Source organism: Kineococcus sp. DHX-1, from assembly GCF_042473625.1.
In the GTDB taxonomy this organism is placed as follows: domain Bacteria; phylum Actinomycetota; class Actinomycetes; order Actinomycetales; family Kineococcaceae; genus Kineococcus.
The window spans coordinates 4,455,196-4,476,635 of the sequence record NZ_CP170445.1 but is presented as its reverse complement, the minus strand read 5'-3'; the positions used below and the strand labels follow the sequence as shown (position 1 = coordinate 4,476,635).

General features: G+C 74.4%; 23 protein-coding genes. 16 read left to right on the top strand and 7 right to left on the bottom strand.

The features are described from left to right. The first annotated feature begins 2 nt into the window (after nt 1-2). Entirely contained in the window at nt 3-833 is an 831-nt protein-coding gene (locus tag ACFEMC_RS21625; RefSeq protein ID WP_380171759.1) for an SDR family oxidoreductase, read from the top strand. Here ACFEMC_RS21625 and ACFEMC_RS21620 read toward each other — a convergent pair. Beyond that, the gene (locus ACFEMC_RS21620; RefSeq protein ID WP_380171757.1) at nt 820-2,442 is read right to left on the bottom strand and encodes a diguanylate cyclase; all 1,623 of its coding nucleotides are present in this window, start codon (nt 2,440-2,442) and stop codon (nt 820-822) included. The two genes, ACFEMC_RS21625 and ACFEMC_RS21620, sit on opposite strands and share 14 nt — an antisense overlap. Nucleotides 2,443-2,515: 73 nt before the next feature. Between ACFEMC_RS21620 and ACFEMC_RS21615 the strand changes: the two genes are divergently transcribed. Then, nucleotides 2,516-4,180, top strand: a complete 1,665-nt coding sequence (locus ACFEMC_RS21615; protein ID WP_380171756.1) for a P-loop domain-containing protein — start codon at nt 2,516-2,518, stop codon at nt 4,178-4,180. A gap of 76 nt (nt 4,181-4,256) precedes the next feature. Then, a complete protein-coding gene (locus ACFEMC_RS21610; RefSeq protein WP_380171755.1) occupies nt 4,257-6,464 on the top strand; it encodes a putative bifunctional diguanylate cyclase/phosphodiesterase in 2,208 nt (735 codons plus the stop codon). A gap of 24 nt (nt 6,465-6,488) precedes the next feature. Here the strand turns inward: ACFEMC_RS21610 and mscL are convergent, their stop codons facing one another. Then, nucleotides 6,489-6,911: a large conductance mechanosensitive channel protein MscL gene (mscL, locus tag ACFEMC_RS21605; RefSeq protein WP_380171753.1), complete on the bottom strand. Its 423-nt coding sequence runs from the start codon at nt 6,909-6,911 to the stop codon at nt 6,489-6,491. Between the two features lie 47 nt (nt 6,912-6,958). On the opposite strand from mscL, the gene ACFEMC_RS21600 reads away from it, so the two are divergent. Beyond that, nucleotides 6,959-8,080 (top strand): lycopene cyclase family protein, encoded by a 1,122-nt coding sequence (locus ACFEMC_RS21600; protein WP_380171751.1) that lies wholly within the window; start codon nt 6,959-6,961, stop codon nt 8,078-8,080. On the opposite strand, the gene ACFEMC_RS21595 is transcribed toward ACFEMC_RS21600, so the two are convergent. Next, nucleotides 8,070-8,705, bottom strand: coding sequence for a YceI family protein (locus tag ACFEMC_RS21595; RefSeq protein WP_380171749.1), 636 nt, complete (start codon nt 8,703-8,705; stop codon nt 8,070-8,072). The genes ACFEMC_RS21600 and ACFEMC_RS21595 overlap by 11 nt on opposite strands. A 103-nt stretch (nt 8,706-8,808) precedes the next feature. On the opposite strand from ACFEMC_RS21595, the gene ACFEMC_RS21590 reads away from it, so the two are divergent. Continuing rightward, complete coding sequence (locus tag ACFEMC_RS21590; protein ID WP_380171747.1) at nt 8,809-9,468, top strand: hypothetical protein; 660 nt, start codon at nt 8,809-8,811, stop codon at nt 9,466-9,468. A gap of 49 nt (nt 9,469-9,517) precedes the next feature. Further along, nucleotides 9,518-10,030: a GNAT family N-acetyltransferase gene (locus ACFEMC_RS21585; protein ID WP_380171745.1), complete on the top strand. Its 513-nt coding sequence runs from the start codon at nt 9,518-9,520 to the stop codon at nt 10,028-10,030. A gap of 4 nt (nt 10,031-10,034) precedes the next feature. Here ACFEMC_RS21585 and ACFEMC_RS21580 read toward each other — a convergent pair whose 3' ends face one another. Next, a complete protein-coding gene (locus tag ACFEMC_RS21580) occupies nt 10,035-10,682 on the bottom strand; it encodes a DAK2 domain-containing protein (protein WP_380171743.1) in 648 nt (215 codons plus the stop codon). A 90-nt stretch (nt 10,683-10,772) separates the two neighbouring features. Between ACFEMC_RS21580 and ACFEMC_RS21575 the strand changes: the two genes are divergently transcribed. From ACFEMC_RS21575 to ACFEMC_RS21560, 4 genes are all read left to right on the top strand, one after another. Beyond that, nucleotides 10,773-11,321, top strand: coding sequence for a GNAT family N-acetyltransferase (locus ACFEMC_RS21575; RefSeq protein WP_380171741.1), 549 nt, complete (start codon nt 10,773-10,775; stop codon nt 11,319-11,321). Between the two features lie 149 nt (nt 11,322-11,470). Continuing rightward, the gene (locus ACFEMC_RS21570; RefSeq protein ID WP_380171739.1) at nt 11,471-11,695 is read left to right on the top strand and encodes a hypothetical protein; all 225 of its coding nucleotides are present in this window, start codon (nt 11,471-11,473) and stop codon (nt 11,693-11,695) included. A 51-nt stretch (nt 11,696-11,746) separates the two neighbouring features. Continuing rightward, nucleotides 11,747-13,552, top strand: a complete 1,806-nt coding sequence (locus tag ACFEMC_RS21565; RefSeq protein ID WP_380171737.1) for a glycoside hydrolase family 15 protein — start codon at nt 11,747-11,749, stop codon at nt 13,550-13,552. Continuing rightward, nucleotides 13,549-14,325, top strand: coding sequence for a hypothetical protein (locus tag ACFEMC_RS21560; protein ID WP_380171736.1), 777 nt, complete (start codon nt 13,549-13,551; stop codon nt 14,323-14,325). The genes ACFEMC_RS21565 and ACFEMC_RS21560 overlap by 4 nt, the downstream gene beginning before the upstream one ends. A 3-nt stretch (nt 14,326-14,328) precedes the next feature. On the opposite strand, the gene ACFEMC_RS21555 is transcribed toward ACFEMC_RS21560, so the two are convergent. Both ACFEMC_RS21555 and ACFEMC_RS21550 read right to left on the bottom strand, forming a co-directional pair. Beyond that, entirely contained in the window at nt 14,329-14,700 is a 372-nt protein-coding gene (locus tag ACFEMC_RS21555) for a DUF427 domain-containing protein (protein WP_380171734.1), read from the bottom strand. Continuing rightward, a complete protein-coding gene (locus ACFEMC_RS21550; RefSeq protein ID WP_380171733.1) occupies nt 14,697-15,335 on the bottom strand; it encodes a TetR/AcrR family transcriptional regulator in 639 nt (212 codons plus the stop codon). Before ACFEMC_RS21550 ends, ACFEMC_RS21555 begins: the two co-directional genes overlap by 4 nt. Nucleotides 15,336-15,392: 57 nt before the next feature. On the opposite strand from ACFEMC_RS21550, the gene ACFEMC_RS21545 reads away from it, so the two are divergent. From ACFEMC_RS21545 to ACFEMC_RS21520, 6 genes are all read left to right on the top strand, one after another. Next, complete coding sequence (locus ACFEMC_RS21545) at nt 15,393-16,301, top strand: DMT family transporter (RefSeq protein ID WP_380171731.1); 909 nt, start codon at nt 15,393-15,395, stop codon at nt 16,299-16,301. Between the two features lie 65 nt (nt 16,302-16,366). Then, nucleotides 16,367-17,386 (top strand): GGDEF domain-containing protein, encoded by a 1,020-nt coding sequence (locus ACFEMC_RS21540; RefSeq protein ID WP_380171729.1) that lies wholly within the window; start codon nt 16,367-16,369, stop codon nt 17,384-17,386. A 92-nt stretch (nt 17,387-17,478) separates the two neighbouring features. Continuing rightward, nucleotides 17,479-18,534: a GGDEF domain-containing protein gene (locus ACFEMC_RS21535; protein ID WP_380171727.1), complete on the top strand. Its 1,056-nt coding sequence runs from the start codon at nt 17,479-17,481 to the stop codon at nt 18,532-18,534. A gap of 163 nt (nt 18,535-18,697) precedes the next feature. Further along, on the top strand, nt 18,698-19,093 hold the full coding sequence (locus tag ACFEMC_RS21530) for an ester cyclase (protein WP_380171725.1): 396 nt from the start codon (nt 18,698-18,700) through the stop codon (nt 19,091-19,093). A 50-nt stretch (nt 19,094-19,143) separates the two neighbouring features. Then, nucleotides 19,144-19,536, top strand: a complete 393-nt coding sequence (locus ACFEMC_RS21525; protein WP_380171723.1) for a nuclear transport factor 2 family protein — start codon at nt 19,144-19,146, stop codon at nt 19,534-19,536. A gap of 31 nt (nt 19,537-19,567) precedes the next feature. Then, complete coding sequence (locus ACFEMC_RS21520) at nt 19,568-20,281, top strand: helix-turn-helix transcriptional regulator (RefSeq protein WP_380171721.1); 714 nt, start codon at nt 19,568-19,570, stop codon at nt 20,279-20,281. Between the two features lie 10 nt (nt 20,282-20,291). On the opposite strand, the gene ACFEMC_RS21515 is transcribed toward ACFEMC_RS21520, so the two are convergent. Then, nucleotides 20,292-21,413, bottom strand: coding sequence for a hypothetical protein (locus ACFEMC_RS21515; protein ID WP_380171719.1), 1,122 nt, complete (start codon nt 21,411-21,413; stop codon nt 20,292-20,294). Nucleotides 21,414-21,440 lie beyond the last annotated feature (27 nt).

Genomic DNA, 21,440 nt, shown 5'->3' with positions numbered 1-21,440 from the left:
CCATGGGACTCATCGCCGTCACCGGTGCCACCGGTCAGGTCGGGGGCCGGGTGGCCCGCGGGCTCTCGGCCGCCGGCGCCCCGCAGCGTCTCGTCGTGCGCGACCCGGGCCGCGCTCCCGACCTCGACGGCGCCGACGTGCGGGTCGCGACGTACGACGACGGCGAGGCGCTGCGCCACGCGTTCGACGGCGCCGACGTCCTGCTGTTCGTGTCGGGGGCCGAGCACGCCGACCGCCTGGCCCAGCACCGCACGGTCGTCGAGGCGGCCGCCGCGGCCGGGGTCCGGCGGGTCGTCTACACGTCCTTCCTCGGGGCGTCCCCCACGAGCACCTTCACGTTCGCGCGCGACCACGCCGCGACGGAGGACCTGCTGACGGCGGCGCGGTTCACCACGACGTTCCTGCGCGACAACTTCTACCTCGACGTCCTGCCGGAGTTCGTGGGCGACGGTGCGCTGCGCGGGCCGGCCGGTACCGGACGGGTCTCGGCCGTCGCCCGTGCCGACGTCGCCGAGGTCGCGCTGGCCGCTGTCCTGGACGAGGCGCACGGTGGGCGCAGCTACGACCTCACCGGACCGGAGGCGCTCTCCTTCGCTGAGGTCGCCGCGACCATCGCCCGGGTCCGGGGGATCCCGGTGGAGTTCGTCGACGAGAGCGTCGAGGAGGCCTACGCCTCCCGATCCGCGTCCGGCGCGCCGCGGTGGATGGTCGACGGCTGGGTCAGCACCTACACGGCCATCGCGGCGGGGGAACTCGAGGCCGTCAGCGACGCCGTCCGGGAGGTCACGGGCCGGGAGCCGCGCAGCCTCGAGGACGTCCTCAGCAGCGGCTGAGCGGGCGGGCGACGACGCGGTTGCGGCCGGCCGCCTTCGCGGCGTAGAGCAGCTGGTCGGCCTGGCGCAGGAGTTCGGCGCCGCTGTCGGGGTCCGGGCGGACGGCGACGACGGCGCCGAGCGAGACGGTGACGTGCATCCCGGCCGCGGTCTGCCCCCAGTCGGCCTGCTCCACCTTGCGCCGCACCCGGTCCAGCCGCCGTCGGACTCCGTCGACGAGACCGCCGGAGGAGGCGGACCCCCGGAGCACGCAGACGAGCGCGAACTCCTCCCCGCCGATGCGGGCGAGCAGGTCCTGGTGCCGAACGTCCTCGCGCAGCAGCGCACCGAGCCGGCGCAGCACCTCGTCGCCCACGCCGTGGCCGTACGTGTCGTTGACGACCTTGAAGTGGTCGACGTCGAGGAGGCAGACGCACACGCGGTCCCCCTCGCCCGCCCCGGCCAGCAGGGCCGGCAGCGCCGCGTCGAAGGACCGGCGGTTGCGCAGTCCCGTCAGCGTGTCCTCGTGCGCCTGCCGGTCCAGCGTCTCGGCGTGCGAGCGCAGCTGCTGCAGTTCCACCGTCTGCGTCAGCAACCGGGCGCGCACGTCGGCGGTCTCGGTGCGCTGCCGGGTCTCCAGCTCGTGGAACCGGCGGTAGGCCTCGAGAGCCCCGCGGAAGTCCCCCAGCTCCTCGTGGCACCGGGCCAGCAACTTCTGCGCGCGGACGAGGACGGTCGCGTCGTTGAGCTCGTCCGCGGTCCGGGCGACCTCGTCGAACAGCGGGGCCGCCGTGGCGAAGTCCCTGCGGTGCAGGGCGTCCATCGCGTACGCCTCGACGACGCCGAGTTCCAGGCTGCGGTACCCGTGGGCGCGGGACAGTTCCCGGGCGGCCTCCAGGTCGCGGACGGCCGGGCCGGGGTCGTCGAGGTAGGCGGTGAGGCTGCCGCGGTTGAGCAGCGTCAGGGCCTGCCGGTAGGGGTTTCCCACCTCCTCGGCCAGGACCAGGGACTCGCACGAACGCTCCACCCCGCGCCGCAGGTCCTCCGCGGGCACCGCGCCCCCGGCGTACGCGCGGTTCAGGACGAGGTCCGCCGTGTTCGTCAGCAGGCAGAACCGCGTCTCGCTCGAGACGTCCTGACCGGACAGTTCCGACGTGGCCCGCTCGAAGAGTTCCTCGGCGTCGGCGAAGTCGTTCATCGCGGAGCGGATCGTCCCCGCCCGGTTGAACGTGGCCGACCGCAGGTCGGGGTCGGCCAGGGTCACGACGCGGGCGGTGCTGCGCTCGATCGCGTCGAGCGCCTCGTCGAACAGGGCGAGCTGCAGGTAGGAGAACGCGAGCAGGTTGAGGGCCTCGACCTGGCCGGGCACGTCCCGGAGGCGGTCGGCGACCGCGAACGCCTCCGCGCCCGCGCGCGCCGCGTCCTCGAGGTCCCCGAGGCGGACGGCCTGGTTGCAGACGAGGCGCAGCGCTTCGGCGAGCGCGCAGTCGTCGCCCTCGGCGGTGGCCTGCACGACGACGTGCTCGGCGATGCGCCGGCCCTCGCGGTACTCCCCGCGGGTGCGCGCCTCCTCGGAACGGCGCAACAGGGTGGCGGTGTCCTCGCCCCTGTCGACCGTCGTCTGCGTCATCTCATGGACATCGGTACCCGGCACCCCGACTTGACCACGGCCACCCGGACGGACCCCTGCGTAGGGTGCCCCGGTGGCCGGACCTCGCGATTCCCTCCAGGACGTCCTGGAACGCCTCGACGGAGCGCCCTACGCCCGCTACCGGTCGCTGACCGGCCGCCCCTGGCCGTTGCGGGACGGGGCGACGGCGACCTTGCGGCACGGGCAGGCCGACCCCTTCGCCCCGCCCTCGCGGTGGGAGGTGCACTGCCCGCGGACGCCGTTCGCGGCCCTCGACCTCGCCGCCCCCGTCCGCCGCCGGGCCCTCGCCGGGTTCCTGGCCCGCTCCGTCCGCGCGGCGCAGGGGCCGTTCCGCGTCGACGCGGGCGGTCAGGAGGTGCTGCAGCGCAGCAGCTGCGAGGTCGCCTCCGACGGTTCCGTCGTCCTGCGGTTCGCCTACCCGCTCCCCGGACCGCGGCGACGCATCGACGGGCGCAGCGCGGCCGCCGACCTCGCCGGGACGTTGCCCGACGTCGTTGCCCGTCACGTCCTCGGGGTGGACCTCGACGCGGCCCGCGCCTTCTGCAACGCCGTCGAGGACGCCGACCACCTGCGCTCGCAGCTGCCGGGGCTCGGGCTGGTCGCGTTCGTGGCCGACGGCGCGGTGCTGCCGCGGGCCAGCGGTGTCGACGACCGTCCCCTCCCTGGCGCGGTCCCCTTCGCGTCCCCGCCGTCCCTGCGCGTCGAGGTCGACCTGCCGCGCCGCGGCGCGACCACGGGCATGGGCCTGCCGACGGGGGTGACCGTCCTCGTCGGCGGGGGTTTCCACGGCAAGTCCACGCTGCTGCGGGCGCTGGAGGCCGGCGTCCACGACCACGTGCCCGGCGACGGGCGCGAGCTCGTCGTCACCGACCCCGGGGCCGTCGCGGTCCGCGCCGAGGACGGCCGGGCCGTGACCCGCGTCGACGTCGGCGCGTTCGTCAGCGGGCTCCCCGGCGGCGTGGATCCCCGGGACTTCTCCACGGCCGACGCGTCCGGGTCGACGTCGCAGGCCGCCGCGACGCTGGAGGCGCTCGAGGCTGGGTCGCGCGTCCTGCTCCTCGACGAGGACACGGCCGCGACGAACCTCATGGTCCGCGACGCCCGCATGCAGGAACTCGTGGCGAAGGCGTCCGAACCGCTGAACCCCTTCGTCGACCTCGTCCGGTCCCTGGCCGACGACCACGGGGTGTCGACGGTCCTGGTCGTGGGGTCCAGCGGCGACTACCTCGACGTCGCCGACCGGGTCCTGCTGCTGGAGTCCTACCGCTGCACCGATGTCACGCAGCGGGCCCGCGAGGTCGCCGCCCGCCCCACCGGCCGGGTCGCGGAGGCGGGGACGTTCCCGCGCGTGCGGGGCCGGGTTCCCGACCCCGGCAGCGTCGACACCACCGCGCGCGGGCGCCGGCGGGTGTCCGCCGTCGGCACCGACACCCTCCGCCTGGGCGAGCAGGACGTCGACGTGCGGGCCGTCCGGCAGTTCACCGACCCCGGGCAGGTGACGGGTGCCGGTCTCGCGCTCGACCACGCCGTCGCGGCGGGCCACCTCGACGGCGGGAGGACGCTGGCCGACATGCTCGACCGGCTCGACGCGGACCTCACCCGTCCGACGGCGGAGTGGACGGACGGCGCGCCCGCGGACGTCGCGGTCCCGCGCCGGCACGAGGTGGCGGCGGCGCTGAACCGGCTGCGGACCCTGCGCGTGCTCGACCTGCGCTGAACGCCTGGGCGGGAGAGCGCATCCCCGACCCGAACGGCGCAGCCAGTCCGGGCTGGCGGCGGCCGATGCCTCGTGGGTGAACCCCCGTCACACCTCGGTCGCCGCGCGCGTCGTCGCGGCCGTCGCCGTGCTGACGGTGCTCGCTGCGGTCCTGTCGGGGACGGGCACGGCCCGCCACGTGCTGCTCTGCGTCGCGCAGGCCGCGGCCATCGCGGTGCTGCTGCTCACCGGCCGGCGTGAGGCGTCGGTCTGGCGCTGGTGGGCCGCCGCGGTGGCGGTGCTCTCCGTGGCCTCGGTCGTCGGGGCGGTCACCGACTCCTGGCCCGGCCCCCTGCAGGGCGTGACGGTCGTCGCCGCCGCCCCGTTGATCTACGGGGGGCTCGTCCGGTGGAACCGGTTCCGCACCTACGTCTCCGACCCCGGTGACTGGCTCAACGGCCTCAGCGCCGTCCTGGCCCTGACGGCCGCGGGACTCGTCGCGCAGCAGTGGTTCGGGATCCTGCCCCCGACCTGGCCGACGATCGGCGTGCAGCTCTGGATGCTGACCGTGGCCTGCCTGGTCATCCTGCTCGGCACGTGCGCGGCGGTGGCCGTCATCGGTGGCCTCGTCCGGGACCCGCGGATGTGGCTCGTGCTGCTCACCCTCGCCGGTCTCATCGTCCTGTCCACGGGCCTGCGCGGGCACGGACCGGCCGAGGTCGAGGGGGCCCGGGCGCTCACCGGCTGGACCGCCGCCTGCGTCGCGGTGGCCGTCGCCTCCACGCTGCCCCGCCGCACGACGCCCGTCGCGGCGACCAGCCAGGCCCCCGCGATCGGCGCGCTCGTCGTGCTGGCCGTCGCCGTCACCGCCCTGGGGCTGGACACCCACCGTGGCGGGTGGACGGTGTCCTGGTACGCGGTCGCGGCGATCCTCGGGATCAGCGTGCGCATGGTGCACCTCGTGCGCGAACTCGCCCACCTCGCCGAGTCGCGGCAGCAGGCCCTCACCGACGAGCTGACCGGGACCGGCAACCGTCGCGCCCTGCTGCGCGAGCTCGACGTCCTCGTCGAGGACGGCCGGTCCGCCGCGCTGCTCCTGCTGGACGTCGACCGCTTCAAGGAGGTCAACGACCGCCACGGCCACCACGCCGGCGACGACCTCCTGCGCCGCGTCGTCGCGGCCGCCCGGAACGCGCTGCCGGCCGATGCCGTCCTGACGCGCATCGGCGGCGACGAGTTCGCCGTCCTGCTGCCGGGCCGCGACGAGTGCCAGGCCGCCCGCATCGGGCGCGCCGTCCACGCGGCCGTCGTCGCCGAGGCCGAGATCGGCATCTCCGTGGGCGTCCGGTCCAGCCTGGCCGGCGCCGTCGACCCCGACCGCCTGCTGCGCCAGGCGGACACCGCCATGTACTCGGCCAAGACCGCCGGCGGCGGCGTCAGCGTCTACGACTCCGAGGTCGACGCGCGGCTGCGCGAACGCGCCGGTCTCGCCGACGAGGTACGCCGGCTCGTCCGCTCCGGCCACGGCCGGATGAGCCGCGAGGTGGTCCTGCACTACCAGCCGCAGGTCGACCTCACGAGCGGTCGCGTCGTCGGGGTGGAGGCCCTCGTCCGCTGGCAGCACCCGACGCGCGGGCTGCTGCCGCCGCTGGTGTTCCTGCCCCTCGTCGAGGAACTCGGCCTCATGCAGCTGCTCACGGGCCACGTCCTGCGCCGGGCCGCCACCGAGGCCGCCGGCTGGAGCCACGACGGCGTGCCGCTGCGCATCTCGGTCAACGTCTCCGCGAGCTGCCTCGCGCACCCGGACCTGCTGCCGCTCGTCGACGAGGTGCTGGCGCACAGCGGTCTGACGCCGGGGCGGCTCGTGCTGGAGGTCACCGAGACGACGCTCATGGCCGACCCCGACCTCGCGCTGGACGTCACGCACGCGCTGACGCGGCGGGGTGTCCAGCTGAGCATCGACGACTACGGGACGGGGTACTCCTCGCTCGCGTACCTCACCGACCTGCCTGCGACGGAGCTCAAGCTGGACCGCGCGTTCACGATCCGCGTGCTCACCGAACCGCGGACCGCGGAGATCGTCGAGGCGACCGTGGCGCTCGCGCACCGCCTCGGCCTGCGCGTCGTCGCGGAGGGCGTCGAGGACGAGGCGACCCGCGACGTGCTGCACCGCCTCGACGTCGACGAGTCCCAGGGCTACCTGCACGCGCGGCCGCTGCCGCCCGCCGACCTCGTGCGCTGGCTGACGACGGTCGCCCAGGGGTGGGTCGTCGCGCCGACGGGAGCCGACACCCGGGAGTCCTGACCGGGCGCCGGGGCTCCCGCGGGGTCAGCGCCGGTCGAGCGTCGGGGTGGTCCCGCCGGTCTGCTGGGCCAGCAGGTCGCGGATCTCGGTGAGCAGCAGGATGTCCTCGGTGGGAGCCTTCGGTTCGGCGATCTCGCCGCGCTTGCGCAGGGCGAGCAGGCGGTTCACGGGGATCACGATGATGAAGTAGACCGCGGCGGCGATGATGAGGAAGTTGATGATCGAGCCGATGATCGCGCCGAACCCGAACTCGGCTCCGTTGAGCGTCGGGCGCCACAACGCGTCGGTGTTGGGCGCGCCGCCGATGGCCGCGATGAGCGGGGTGATGAGGTTGTCGACGATCGACTTGATGATGGCGGAGAACGCCGCCCCGATGACGACGGCGACGGCGAGGTCGATGACGTTGCCCCGCAGGATGAAGTCCTTGAACCCGTTGACGATCTTCACAGCTGGTCCCTCCGGAGTGTGTGCGAGCCGTGACGAACACTAGGGCCGTGGATCACGGCGAGGCCAGGCTCACCGTCGTCGGGCTCGGCGCGGCCGGGGCCAGCCTCGCGTGGCGCCTCGTCGACGCGGGGGTCCCGTTCGAGGTGGTCGAGGCCCCCGCCGCGGCGGACGTCCGCAGTCCGGACCGGACGTGGAGCACGTGGGGCGCGCACGGTCCCGGCCCGTTCGGCCACCTCGTCGCGGCGTCCTGGCCGCGCATCCGGCTCGTCGCGCCCGACGGGGCCGTCGTGACGGCCGACCTCGGGTCGTGGCGCTACCGCAGCCTGCACTCCACCGACCTCGACCGCGCGGTGCGGGCCAAGCTGGCCGCGGCGGGGGTCGCCGTGCACGAGCGGGTGCTGGCGGGACGGCCGCCGGCGCCGGCCGTGGACACCCGGCCGGTGCCCGTCCCGACGGACGGCAGGACGCTGCTGTGGCAGCACTTCCTGGGGTACCGCGTCCGCGCGGAACGGCCTGTGTTCGACCCCGTGACGGCCACGCTCATGGACTTCCGGACGCCGCAGCCGGCCGGCGGGGTGGCGTTCGGGTACGTGCTGCCGACGACGCCGACGGAGGCGCTCGTGGAGTACACGGAGTTCTCCGAGCACCTGCTGACGGACGCGCAGTACCGCGAGCGGCTGGGGGAGTTACTGCAGCGCAGCGGGACCGGTCCGCACGAGGTCCTCTCGGAGGAACGTGGCGTCATCCCCATGACGGACGCGGGGTTCCCCGCCTCCGACGAACCCGGGGTGCTGCGCTGGGGGGCGAACGCCGGGTCGATCCGGCCGTCCACGGGGTACTCGTTCACGACGCTGCAACGGCAGGCCGACGCGCTGGCGGCACAGGCCGCGCGGCGGAGTGTCGACGGGCTGACGCTGCCGCCCCCGCACCGCGGGCGGCACCTGTTGATGGACTCCCTCGTCCTGGACGCCCTGACGTCGGGTCGGATCGACGGCGCGTCGTTCTTCGTGGACCTGTTCCGCCGCAACCCCGTCCACCGGGTCCTGGGTTTCCTCGACGGGACGACGACGCCCGCGGAGGACCTGGCGCTGATGGCCACGTCCCCGCGGGCGGCGATGCTGTCGACCGTGCTGAGCCGGGCTCGGCCCGGAGTGCCGCTCAGGCGTTGAGGACGGCCTCGACGTCGAGTTCGAGGTCGACCTTGTCGGCGACGACGAGGCCGCCGTTGTCGAGGCGGGCGTCGAACTCGACGCCGAAGTCGCGGCGGTTGATCTGGCCCTTGGCCGAGAACCCGGCGCGCGTGCCGCCGTAGGCGTCGGGGCCGAAACCGGAGACCTCGACGGTCAGGGTGACAGGGCGCGTGACGCCCTTGAGGGTCAGGTCGCCGGTCAGGACGAAGTCGTCGCCGTCGTGGCCGAGGGACGTGGAGCGGAACGTCGCGGTCGGGTGGGTCTCGACGGCGAAGAAGTCGCCGGTCTTGAGGTGGCCGTCGCGCTGCTCGTTGAAGGTCGTGACGGTGGTGACGTCGACCTCGGCGGTGACCGCCGACCGGCCGGGCTCCTCGCTCGTGACGATCTCGCCGGAGACCGAGCCGAGACGGCCGCGCACCTTGCTGACGGCCATGTGGCGCACCGTGAAGGAGATCTCGGAGTGGCTCGCGTCGATCGTCCAGGTGCCGGCCTGGTAGCCGGGGACGGCCGGGAGGCCTGCCGGGGCCTCGACCGTCGCGGTCGTGCCGCTGTTCTTGTCCTTGCCGCCGAACCAGCCCATGGTGTCCTCCAGAAGTGTTTGCATCTTCAACTGCTTGGGGACGACGGTACGCGGATCTCCTTCAAGGTGCAAGTACCTTCTCGCACGTTCCCGCCCGAGGGGGGCACCACGTCGGTAGCGTCGCGCCGTGATCGTCCGCAGACTCCCCGACGGTTGGGCCGCGTGGCCGCTGCTCGTGACGACGGGTGCGTCGCTGGCGGCTGCTGGGCACCGTCTCTGGACCGCCCTGGGCGGGGCCGCCGACGGGTTCATCAGCATCACGCCGGCGCCCGTGGGCCGCGACCTGCTGGGCATCCGGTGGTACGTCCTGTGGTCGGATCCCAGCCTCGAACTCCTGCTCCTGACGGCACTCCTCCCGCTGCTCGTCCTCAGCGGGGCCCGCGTCGGGGGCCGCCCCACGTCGTTGGTGCCGAACGGTCGCGGCCGGTCGGTGGGTGTGCTGCTCGCGGCGGTGACCGCCGCAGTGGGGGTGGCGGGTGTGGTGGGTTTCCTGGCTCAGCTGGCCGGGGTCCTGCCCGTGACGACCTGGTCGGGTGTCAGCTCGTCGCAGCTGGACGCCTTCGCCCCCAGCGCCTGCGCCGTCCTCGTGACGGCGGTGCTGGGGGCCGTCGCGACCGCCGTCCTCGCCCACCGGGCCGAGGAGCCCCTCGGGGGCGACGGCGCGGAGGAGGGCGAGTCGGTCGCGGACGAACCGCGCGCGACGGAGGTCCCCGCGGCCGTCGTCAGGGTCCCGGCGGGCCCGCCGGTCCTGCGCCCCGAGGACGCCGCCCGCTACCGCCGGCCGTGACGCGGAAACCCGGTGGGCGGCCGTCCCCGCGCGCCCTACGGTCGAGGACGTGAGCCTGCGCGTCGCCGTGTGCACCGCCGACGACCTCGCGGTGCTGCTGGCGGGGGAGACCTCCCGGCACCTGGCCCACCACCACCGTGAGCGGTTCGCGGTGCAGGCGCAGGGGGGCGGCTACTACCTCCTGGCCTGGCGGGACGGCGTGAACGTGGGGCGGGCCTCGCTGACGGTGGAGTCGAAGTACGCGCCTGTGCGCCGGCGCTGGACGGGCTGCGCCGAGGTCAACGCGCTGGCCGCGTTCCCGCAGGGTCAGGGCACCGGGACGGCCCTCCTGGGCCTCGCCGAGGACCTCGCCCACGCGGACGGCCACGAGCGCATCGGGCTCGCCGTCGATCCCGACGACCCCGGCCCCCGGCGCCTGTACGAGCGGCTCGGCTACCGCCTCTGGGACGGCGGCACGGTCGTCGACGAGTGGGTGGAACTCCTCGACGACGGCGGGGCGCGGCGGCACGCCGACCCGAGCGACTACCTGTCGAAACCGCTGCGGGAGAGCACCTCCGGGTGAGGCGTCAGACGACCGTCCCCCGCTCGAAGAACCACGTGACGGCGAGCGCCCCCGGGTCGACGGCGCCGTCGACGACCGTGTGCCGGGTGCCGTCGGCGGCCGCGCGGTAGGCGGCGTTGAGGGCGGCGACGGCCGGCACGTCGGCGACGTCCGCCCCCGCGAGGGCGTCGACCGCGGGGACCATCGCGTCGACGAGGGAACCCGCGCCCGGGGCCGGCCCGCCGGCGCGCTGCACGGCCGCCAGCCCCGCCCGGGCCCCGTCCGCGAGGTCCCGGGTGCCGACGGCGCGGCCGCACGACCGCGCGAACTCGGCGAACCACGGGGCCAGGAGCGCGGGGAGGCCGGGCGTCGCACCGAAACCCACGGCGACGGCGGCGAAGACGTCGCCGGCGAGTTCGGGGGTCCGTTCGCGCAGGACCGCGTCGGCCGCGGCCGCACCGTCCTCGAGTTCCGGGCCGACGCCGTGCAGTTCTTCGGCGCGGGTGCGGATCTGGTGCTCGAAACCCCTCCACCACAACAGGGTCCGGCGGACGTCCAGGTCGGCGGCGCGCGTTCCGGCGACGGGTTCGACCCGGTGGCCGTCGTGGCGCAGTTCCAGTTCGTCCAGGGGCGACACCGCGCCCGTCGTCATCGTGGCCACGCGTCGCTTCACGGCCCACCGCCTCGTCGTCGAGGATTCGATCGTCTGTCGCGGTGAGCCTGGCACGCGGGACGGCCGACCGCCAGACGTAGGCTGCCGGGCGTGACCGTGCAGGTGCGCAGGCCCGTGGAGCCCGAGTGGGAACGCTGGCGCGACCTGCGGCTGCAGATGCTGGCCGACACCCCCGAGGCGTACGCCGAGACGCTCGAGACGGCCCGCACGCTCGACGAGGCGGAGTGGAGGTTCCGGGTGCGACGCACCTGGCTGCCGGGCAGCTTCACGGTGGTCGGCGTCGAGGAGGCGGGCGGTCCGGCGGACCGGTGGGTCGGCACGATGGGCGCCTACACCGACCCGGTCGAGGGCGTGTTCCTCGTCTCCGTCTTCGTCGACCCCGCCCACCGCGGTGGGGGGCTGGCGGACCGGCTGCTGAGCGAGGTCCTCACCTGGGCGCGCACCGCCGCGGGGGCGTCGGGCGTGAAGCTGCACGTGCACGAGCGCAACGTGCGGGCCCAGGCGTTCTACCGGCGCCGGGGGTTCGTCGAGAACGGGGTGCGGGTCCCGTACGTGCTGGATGCCGCGGAGGAGGAGCTCGAGATGGAGCTGCTCTTCGAGCGACCCCCTGCGATCGTTCCCGGGGCCGGCCCGGCCTGAGGGTCGCAGAATCGCTCAAACGCTCTAGAACATTACGGAGAGTAGCTTCTAGACTACCCATCTGCGCCTCAAGCGTGCTGGAATGCCGACCGATGCCTGGAGTGTCGGTGACGCACCGTCTCGACGCACGAACGAGAGGGAGCACCACCGTGACCAAGCACCGCACGCTCGCCGCCGTCCTCGTCTCGGGCGCGCTGCTCCTGGGTGGTGCGGCTCTCGCGCCGGCCGCTTCGGCCGCCGTCAAGGCCCCCGCCAAGCCTGCCGTCGCCGTCACCGTGAAGACTCCGGCCGTCAAGGTCACGATCACCGCCGGTCACCTGCGCTCCGTCTCCACCGGCCACCTGCGCTCGGTCACCGAGGGCCACTTGCGCTGACACGCGGGCGATCTGGTCACGCGGACCCTCCGCACGGGGGAAGATGGCGCCGTGGCCAAGATCGAGGACTACGCGCTCATCGGTGACCTCCACACCGCGGCGCTCGTCGACCGCACGGGGTCCATCGACTGGCTGTGCTTCCCCCGCTTCGACTCACCCGCGTGCTTCGCGGCCCTGCTCGACACCCCGGACGCGGGCCGCTGGCGGCTCGGCCCGAGCGGGGGCGCCCGCAGCACCCGGCGGCGCTACCGGGGCTCCTCGCTGGTCCTGGAGACCGAGTGGGACACCCCCGACGGCACCGTCCGCGTCACGGACTTCATGCCACCGCGCGGCAACCACCCCGACGTGATCCGCGTCGTCGAGGGCCTCGAGGGCGAGGTCCGCATGACGTCCGAGCTGACGCTGCGCTTCGACTACGGCTCGATCGTGCCGTGGGTGCGTCGCCGCGGTGACGAGCTGGAGGCGGTCGCCGGCCCGGACTCGGTGTGGTTCTGGACCACGGCCCCGGTCGAGGGCCGCGACCTGAGCTCCGTCTCCGACTTCGTCGTCCGCGAGGGCGAGCGCGTCCCCTTCGTCCTGACGTGGGGCCGCAGCCACGAGAAGGCCCCGCACCGCCCCGACCCCTTCCACGCCCTCGAGGACACGCTGGAGTTCTGGCGGGACTGGAACCGCGCCGAGACGGTCGAGGGGCACTGGGAGGAGGCCGTCACCCGGTCCCTCGTCGTCCTCAAGGCCATGACGTACGCGCCCACGGGCGGGATAGTGGCCGCCGTCACGACGTCCCTGCCCGAGGAGATCGGCGGCACCCGGAACTGGGACTACCGCTACTGCTGGCTGCGCGACGCCACCTACACGCTCCAGGCCATGCTGCTGTCGGGTCACCTCGAGGAGGCCGGGGCCTGGCGGGAGTGGCTGCTGCGCACGGTCGCCGGCGACCCGGGTGACCTGCAGATCATGTACGCCCTCGACGGCACCCGGCGGCTGCCGGAGATGGAGCTGTCGTGGCTGAAGGGGTACGAGGGGTCCTCCCCCGTCCGCATCGGCAACGAGGCCGCCGGGCAGCTGCAGCTCGACGTCTGGGGCGAGGTCCTCGACAGCCTCTTCCTCGCCCGCCAGGCCGGGCTGGAGAAGGAGGACGACTCCTGGAACCTGCAGAAGGCGCTCATGCACCACCTCGAGGCGCGCTGGCAGGAACCGGACAACGGCCTGTGGGAGATGCGCGGGGACCGCCGGCACTTCACCCACTCCAAGGTCATGGCCTGGGTCGCGGCCGACCGCATGGTGCGCAGCGTCGAGGAGTTCGGGCTGCCGGGCCCGGTCCAGCGCTGGCGCCGGGTGCGCGACGAGATCCGCGCCGACGTCCTGGCCAACGGCGTCTCGCCGACGACGGGGACCTTCACCCAGAGCTACGGCTCGGACAACCTCGACGCGAGCCTGCTGCTCATCCCGCGCGTCGGGTTCCTGCCCTTCGACGACCCCCGCGTCGTCGCGACCGTCGACGCGATCCAGCGCGACCTCACGCAGGACGGGTTCGTCCTGCGCTACAAGACCGAGGAGTCCTCCGACGGGCTGCCCGGGTCCGAGGGCGTGTTCCTCGCGTGCTCCTTCTGGATGGTCGATGCGCTGCACGGCATCGGGCGCACCGACGAGGCGCGCGCGCTGTTCGAGCGGCTGCTGTCGCTGCGCAACGACGTGGGCCTGCTCGCCGAGGAGTACGACCCCGTCTCGCGCCGCCAGCTCGGCAACTTCCCGCAGGCCTTCAGCCACTTCCCGCTCGTCGTCGCCGCGCACCACCTCACCAGCGGCGAGGGCGGTCGCAGCGACGACGCCGACGGCCACGAGGTCCAGGAGGGGTGAGCGGGAGGCTCCCCCGGCTGGACCCGGCGAGCGCCGGGTTCGTCGAGGACTTCCGTTCCGGGGGACCGGATCCAGTCCGGTGGGTCGACCACTACCTCCCGCAGTGGACGACCCCGGAGCGCTCGCGCGCCCGCTGGGACGTCGGCCCGGCCGGGCTGCGCCTGCGGATCGACGCCGAGCAGCCGGACTGGCGGCCGGAGGACGCGCCCCTGCGGGTGTCGAACCTGCAGACGGCGACGTTCGGCGGACCCGTCGGCTCCCCCCGCGGGACCCACCGGCACCGCCCGGACGGCCTCGTGGTCCGGACCCCGGTGCCGCAGCGGATCCTGTGGGCGCCCCGGTCGGGGCAGGTGGACGTCACCGTCACAGCGAGCCTCGACCCCGGCTGCATGCTCGCGGTCTGGCTCGTCGGCACCGAGCACCTCGACGAGCGCGACTGCGGTGAGATCTGCCTCGCCGAGGTCGACGCGGACGCCGTCACCGCCGACGCCACGACCGCCCGGGTCGGGATCAAGGCCCACCACGACCCTCGGCTGCGCACCGAGATGACCGAGGTGACCGTCCCCGTCGGGGCGGGTCGGCCGCACACGTGGTCGGCACGCTGGGACGCCCGCGGGGTCGTCGTGGCGTGCGACGAGGAGGTGGTCTTCACCTCGGCGCAGGTGCTGGACCAGCCCCTGCAGCTCATGGTCGACCTCTTCGAGACCGCGCCGCCGAGCGCCGCCGGCGACTACCCGAAGACCGCGCTCGTGCACGCCGTCACGGGGACCTGAGGCTCACCCGACGGTGACGGACACCCGGTCGGCGTAGAAGGCGACGTGCCCGGCGATCCGCCCGACCGCGGGCGAGGCGTCCGGGTACCCCCACACGCTGTCGGCCAGCTCGGTCCCGTTCGCGGTCAGCGACCAGTACGAGGCCTCGCCCTTGTAGGGGCACCAGGTGCGGGTGTCGCTGGGCTGCAGCACGTCCGGGGCGACGTCGTCGAGGGGGACGTACTGGACCGCCGGGTAGTCGGCCTCCTGCAGCGTGAGGGCGGACGTCGTGCGGGCCACGACGGTGTCGCCGACGCGGACGACGACCTCCCCGTCGGTCGGCGTGACCGTGATGGGGTGGTCCGGGCCGGGTTCGAGGTGCTCGCGGGTGCTCATGCCGGGGACAACCGCTGCGGCGGGTCGGACCTTCCGGCCAGCAGCGCCGCCGCCGCGTCGCGGCCGGCGGCGATCGCGTCCGGATCGCCGCCCGCGGTGCGCAGCACGAGCGCACCCTCGTAGACGAGGTGCACGCGGCCACCCCGTTCGACCTCGCCGGTCAGGTCGTCGAACAGGGCCCGCATCCACGCCTTCTCCGACCGGACCACCGCGACCGCCGGGTGGTCCTGCGCACCCGGTCCGCCGCCGAGCTCGGCGTAGACGTTGACGAAGGCGCAGCCGCGGTGCTGGGTCCCCATCCACGTCTCCAGGGCCGTGAACACGGTCAGCACCGGGTGCCGCCCGCCCTCGGACAGCTGGGCGGCGAGGTGCTCGCGCCAGCGGTGCGCCCGGCGCAGCAGGTACAGCGCGACGAGGGCGTCCTTGGAGCCGAACCGGTCGTAGAGCGTCTTCTTCGTGGTCCCGGCGGTGTCGGCGATGAGGTCGACGCCCACGGCCCGGACTCCGCGGTCGTAGAAGAGCTCGGAGGCCGCCGAGAGCAGTCGGTCGCCGGCCTCGGTCAGCGGCGGCAGCGGCGCGAGCACGGGCCGCAGCGCCGGTGGCGTCGCGTCGTCGAGAACGGTGGGGACGGGCACGGGACCTCCTCGTGGGTGCACTGCGAGTATACCGACCGGTATGGTTGCCTGCCCGCCATGTCCACCTCCTCGCACTCCGGAGCCCTCCGCGGAGCCGCCCTGGTCGTCGTCTGGAGCTCGGGGTTCCTCAGCGCCGAGCTCGGCGCCGCGCACGCCGCCCCCGGCACGCTCCTGGCCTGGCGCTGCCTCGTGACGGCGGTCGTCCTCGCGCCGTGGCTGCCCGCGGCCTGCCGGCTGCTGGACCGCCGCGACTGGGTGCGGCAGGCCGTCGTGGGGGTGCTGTGCCAGGCGCTGTACCTCACCGGCGTCGTGCACGCGGCCGCCGCGGGCGTCCCCGCCGGCACCTCCGCGCTCGTGGCCTCCCTGCAGCCGGCGCTCGTCCTCGTCGCCGCGGCGCTCGCGGCCGGACGGCGGCTGACGCGGACCCAGGTCGGCGGTCTCCTGCTCGGCACGGCGGGCGTCGCGCTGACGGCCGTGGCCGACCTCGGCTCCGGCACCGCGCTCGTCGCGATGGCCCTGCCGTTCGTCGCGATGCTCGCCCTGACCGCCGGGACGCTGCTGCAGGAGCGGTGGTCCCGGCACCCGGGCGACAGCGTCCCCCTCATGCCGGGCCTGGCCGTGCAGGCGCTCGTCACCGCGGGCTTCGCCGTCGGCGCCGCCGCTCCCGCCGGCCACCTGGCGCCACCGGCGGCGCCGGGGTTCTGGGTCGCCGTCGCGTGGGGGGTGGTCGCCGGGGTCAGCAGCTACGCCCTCTACTACGTCGTCACCGCACGCGACGGCGCGCAACGGGCCAGCACGCTCCTCTACCTGACGCCCGCGCTGACGACCCTGTGGGGCGCCGCCTCCGCGGGCCGGACGCCGCCGGCCCTCACGCTGCTCGGTCTCGTCGTCAGCGGTGCCGCGGTCGCGTTGTTGCAGCACTCCCACCGTTGCTCCGAGCGGGTTCGTGTGGCGTCCAGCGGTTGAGCCCGCGCCGCAGGTGCCGATGAGGAGGTGTGGAGGGAACCCGACGAGCCGACGGCGAGAGCCGCGTGGCCCGTCGACGTCGCCTGCTCGACTCCTTCAGCGCCCGCAACCCGCGGTCGGCCCGCACCTGGGCCGTCGTGGCCCTCATGGTGACGATCCTGACCAACGTCGCCACGGGTGCGGTGAACGCCCGCGGGGTCCCGGTGCCGGAGCTGTGCGGCGCCGGGCTCCTGGCCGTCCTGTCCGTCGTGCTGCTGCGCAGACCGCCCGACCGCGTCGGGCCGCTGATCGTCCTGGCGCCCCTGGTGGGCGTCCTCACCGTGGTCTGGCTGGACCTCGTCACGCGGGACGCCACCCTCACCGGTCAGGTGTTCTTCATCGTGCCCGTGGTGTGGGCCGCCGCCCAGTTGCGGGTCGGCGGCGTCGCGCTGGTGACGGCCGCGACGACGGCGGGGGAGGCCGTCGTCGTGTGGACGTTGCTGGAACCGCAGCAGGCGGTCACCGACTTCGCCTACATGACGGTCCTGTTCCTGCTCATCAGCGGCGTGCTCACCCGGGCCCAGGCCGTGCAGGAACGTCTCGTGGAACGGTTGCGGCAGCAGGCGAGCATCGACCCGCTGACGGGTCTGTGGACGCGGCGGGTGCTGGACACCGCGACGGCGCGGGCCGTAGAGCACCGGGTCGCCGAGGCATCCCTCGTGCTCATCGACCTCGACCGGTTCAAGACCATCAACGACACCTACGGGCACCTCGGCGGTGACGCCGCACTGACCCACGTCGCCTCCCTGCTGACCGGCCGCTGCCGCGAGGCCGACCTCGTGGCGCGCATGGGCGGGGACGAGCTGGCCGTCCTCATGCTCGACTGCCCGCGCGAGACCGCGGCCCGCCGCGCCCAGCAGTTCGTCGACGCGGTGCGGACCACCCCGTTGCAGCTGCCGGACGGTGCCCTCGTCCCGCTGTCCATCAGCGCTGGTCTCGCGACGTTGTCGCCGACCGCCACCCGTGCCGAGGACCTCTACGCCAGCGCGGACGCCGCCCTCTACGTCGCGAAGCGGGCCGGCCGCGGCCGGTTGTCGGCGGCCTGACCCGACGTGCACCGTTCCCCTGCACAGCTGCAGCCGTTGCACCGATGATGGGCGAGGGTCCACCGTCGGGGTGGGCGGACGGGGAGGATCCGGTGGCTGCACCGCGGGCCGCGGGGTGGGTGGCCGACGTCGCCTGGCCCCCCGGGGTCGCCCTCGTCATCGCCGCGCTCGGCCTGTTCGCCCGGTGGGCCGGGCTCGACGTCCACCTGGTCCCCGCCGTGGTCGGTGGGTTCCTGCTCGGCGTGCAGGGCGCGCCGCGGGTGCGCGTCCACACCGACGACCGGGGGGCGACCTCGTGGGGGCCGTGGCCGCTCGTCGTGTCGTGCGTCCTCATCGGGACGGTCCTCACCTCCCTCGGCCTCGGCGTCGTCGTCCCGGGGGCTTGCGCCACGGCCGGCGTCTACGGGGTCCTCACGGTGCCGACGCCCCGGCGGTTGCTGGAGACCGTCGCGTGCGTCGTCGCCGTCTCCGGCCTCGCCTTCGGCGTGCAGGCGCTCGGCTGGGTCGGCGGCGTCGTGGGGGTCCTGCCGGGTCTGCTCATCGGAACCGCCCTGCTGAGCTTCTTCGTCCCCGTCCTCAACAACGTCGCGGAGTTCTCCCGGCGGGCGCAGGCGACCGCGGACGCGCTCGAGGCCGAACGTCGCGAGCACGTCGAGGTGCTGGAGCGCGCCGCCGCCCACGACACGCTCACCGGTCTGCTCGGCCGCCGCGGCCTGGAGGCGCCGCTCGCCCGGGCGGCGGCCGCCGCCTCGCCCGAGGCGATGACCGCCGTCCTCTACGTGGACCTCGACGGGTTCAAGGCCGTCAACGACACCCACGGACACAGCGCGGGCGACGAACTCCTCACGGTCGTCGCGGCGCGATTGTCCCGGGGGCGGCGGGCGGGTGACGTCGTCGCCCGCACCGGCGGCGACGAGTTCGTCCTCGTCCTCACGGGGCTGACCGACGCGGCCCAGGCGACCGCGGTGGCCGCCGGGGTGCGGCACGACCTCAGCCAGGACGTCGTCCTCGGCGACGGCACGGTCGTGTCGGTCGGGGCCAGCACCGGTGTCGCGGTCGCCTCGCACCCCTGCGACCCCGACGAGCTGCTGTCCGAGGCGGACGAGGCGATGTACGCGGAGAAGCGGCGCTCGACCCGCAGCGCCTGACGTTCCCCGTGACGTGACCGACCACGCTCCCGCCGACCTCGGCGACGTGGTCGCGAAGTTCCTCGGGACGGACGATCACGGGCACGTCCCAGTGCCGGACGAGGCGGCGGCGCAAGCGACTTCTCCCCGCGCCCCCACCCGGGCCGCGTGTGACCATGCCCCCGTGGGCCCTTCGCGCGCTGAACTCCTCGACGTCTACCAGCGGTACCTGGCGTGCTGCAACGACCGTCGTCACGACGAGCTCGGTGACTTCGTCGCCGCCGACGTGACGGGATCCGGTCCGGTCGACGGTCTCGCCGCCTACGTCGAGGGCGTCGCAGCGATCACCACGGGTTTCCCCGACTACCGGTGGGAGCCGCAGCAGGTCCTCGTCGACGGGGACACCGTCGCGGTCCGGTTGCGGGGCCGCGGAACGCACCGCGGGACGTTCGACGGGATCCCCGCCACGGGACGGGCGGTCGACGTGCAGGAACTCGTCGTCTACCGGTTCCGGGACGGGCGGATCGTCGGGTGCTGGGGGGACCTGTTCCCCGTGCTGCGGGACGCGCTCGCGAACTGACCCGCGAACTCCGACACACCGTTGTCGGGGACGGCGCGAAGACTGCTCGCATGACCACGAACACCACGACCGACCTCACGGCCCGGCAGGCCCTCGACCAGTGGCTCACGATGTGGAACGGCGACGGCGACCTCGCGCGCAGCCTCTGCGCCGACGACTTCCGCATCCACTTCGCCGTGACCGAACCCGACGGATCCACCCCCGCCGACGACATCCGTTCCGCCGAGGACTTCGCCCGCTACCTGCAGTGGTGGCACGGACAGCACCCCGGTGTCGTCTTCACGTCCGTCGCCGACGCGGTCGACGGCGACCACGGCCGGCTGCTGTGGGACATGCAGGCCGGTGACCTGCTCGTGGGTGGGGTGGACGTGTTCGACTTCGCCGCGGACGGTCGCGTCCGCCGGGTCTGGTCCGTGGGCGGGCAGCGCAGCATGCGGAGCTGAGGGGTGGCGGGACTCCTGGCAGGCTGGACGGGTGAAACGCGCCGAACGGCAGTACGCGCTCGTGGACCTGCTGCGCGCAGCGCGGCGCCCGGTGTCCGCAGCGCGGCTCGCCCGGGAGTTCGGGGTGTCCACGCGGACCGTCGAACGTGACATCGCCTCCCTCCAGGTGGCCGGGGTCCCCCTCTACGCCGACCACGGGGTCGCGGGCGGGTACTCGATCCTGCGGGAGTACTCGCTGCCGCCCCTGAACCTGACCGCCGCCGAGTCCCTCGCGGTGCTCGCCGGTCTGGGCCTGCTCGACTCCTCGCCGTACCAGAGCGCCGCCCGCCGGGCCCGCGCCAAGATCGAGGCCGTCCTGCCGGACGAGCACCGCGCGTCCGTCCAGCAGGCCCTCGCCGCGGTGCGCGTCATCGACACCTCGGCCGGGCCCGACCCCGACGTCCCGATGGCGCTGCTGTCCGACGTCATCGCCGCGCGCCGCGTCGTCCGGATCACCTACGCCGGAGGCGAGGAAGGGGGCAGCGCCTCTTCGGTGCAGACGGTGCGCGACGTCGAGTGCACGGGTCTGCTGCGCGGCGGTGACGCCTGGTTGCTCGTCGGCTGGTGCCGCCTGCGCGAGGGGATCCGGGGTTTCCGCATCGAGGCGATCCGGCGGCTTGAGGTCCTCGACGAGGTCGCGCCACCGCGCGATCCCGCGCTGCTGGAGGCGGACCAGGCGAGGTGGGTGACGCGGCCGCTCGGCTGAGGGTGTGGAACTACCTGCGCCTCAGTCGCAGGGTGATCGTCACCGTGCCGTCGGCCACGGTCTCGTCGACCCAGCTGACCGGGGTCGAGAACGAGAGTTCCTCCTCCGCCGCGCGCTCGACGTGGACCGACCAGCCGTCCCACGGGATGAACATCCCCCAGCCGTCGCTCAACGGCGGCCGGGCGCCGCGGTCGACGAGATCGCCTTCCGTGCGGTCGACGAGGAGCGAGGCGGCCCGGCCGGTCACGCGTCGGGACGGGGACGAGACCCGGCACTCGACCCGGTGACCGCCGTCGGGGAACGAGCCGGCCGCGATCGCGCTGAGGTGGACGGCGAAGACGCCCTCGCGGAAGCGCTCGAGGTGGTCGGTGGTGCGGGGTCGAGCGGTGTGCCCGCCGCCGAGGTGCCCGACGACCCGGGCCGGTTCGCGACCGTCGTGCACCCGGGTCGTGACGGTGAGGTCGACGGTGAAAGAGTCCGCCGGATGGGGTTGCGGAGGCGCGGGCTCCCACGGGTCGAGTCGGTCCCGCCGGCGGTGGCCGCGGTAGGCGTCGAGGTCGTCGAACCAGGCCGGTCGACCCCGCTGCCGGCGGTCGTCCTCCGCGGCCAGGACCGCTCGGAGTCCCCGGCGTCGGCGCTCGTCCACGGGTGTGACCAGGAGTTCCGGGCGGGTTCGCCGCAACGTCAGGACGTCCGCGGAGGTCAGGGCCGCGGTGATGACGGTCCCGCCGTCGTCGAACTCCGCGAGCGGCCGCTCGTCGTCGTCGAGCACCCGCGTGCCGAGGCTGGCCGTCGCGTAGGTGCGAGCCGTCATCCAGAGCTCGTCGTCGCGGGCGTCCACCCACACCGCCCCGGGCCAGCGGCCCGTCCGGGTGGGCGCCGGCAGCTCACGCAGGTCCTGCTCGGCCCACCGCTGCTGGTCGTGCAGGTCGATGGGCAGCAGCGTGCCGTCCCGTTCGTTCCACCGGTCGGAGGCCACGTCCAGGACCAGGCTGCCGGTGACCGGCCGCAGGACGTCCAAGGTCGCGACGATCGCTCGCGCACGGTCGACGGGGTCCGGCCACCGCGGGTCGACGTGTCGAGGCGCCACGACGTGGACGGTGCGTCCGGGGAGGTCCGTGACGGACAGCATCCCGCGATCCTGCCCGACGAGCCGGGG

What these genes read in the sequence shown, in the direction of transcription:
- ACFEMC_RS21625 (WP_380171759.1), top strand. Translation starts at nt 3, where the DNA reads ATGGGACTCATCGCCGTCACCGGTGCCACCGGTCAGGTCGGGGGCCGG.
- ACFEMC_RS21620 (WP_380171757.1), bottom strand. Translation starts at nt 2,442, where the DNA reads ATGACGCAGACGACGGTCGACAGGGGCGAGGACACCGCCACCCTGTTG.
- ACFEMC_RS21595 (WP_380171749.1), bottom strand. Translation starts at nt 8,705, where the DNA reads ATGCAAACACTTCTGGAGGACACCATGGGCTGGTTCGGCGGCAAGGAC.
- ACFEMC_RS21555 (WP_380171734.1), bottom strand. Translation starts at nt 14,700, where the DNA reads ATGAGCACCCGCGAGCACCTCGAACCCGGCCCGGACCACCCCATCACG.
- ACFEMC_RS21545 (WP_380171731.1), top strand. Translation starts at nt 15,393, where the DNA reads ATGTCCACCTCCTCGCACTCCGGAGCCCTCCGCGGAGCCGCCCTGGTC.
- ACFEMC_RS21525 (WP_380171723.1), top strand. Translation starts at nt 19,144, where the DNA reads ATGACCACGAACACCACGACCGACCTCACGGCCCGGCAGGCCCTCGAC.
- ACFEMC_RS21515 (WP_380171719.1), bottom strand. Translation starts at nt 21,413, where the DNA reads ATGCTGTCCGTCACGGACCTCCCCGGACGCACCGTCCACGTCGTGGCG.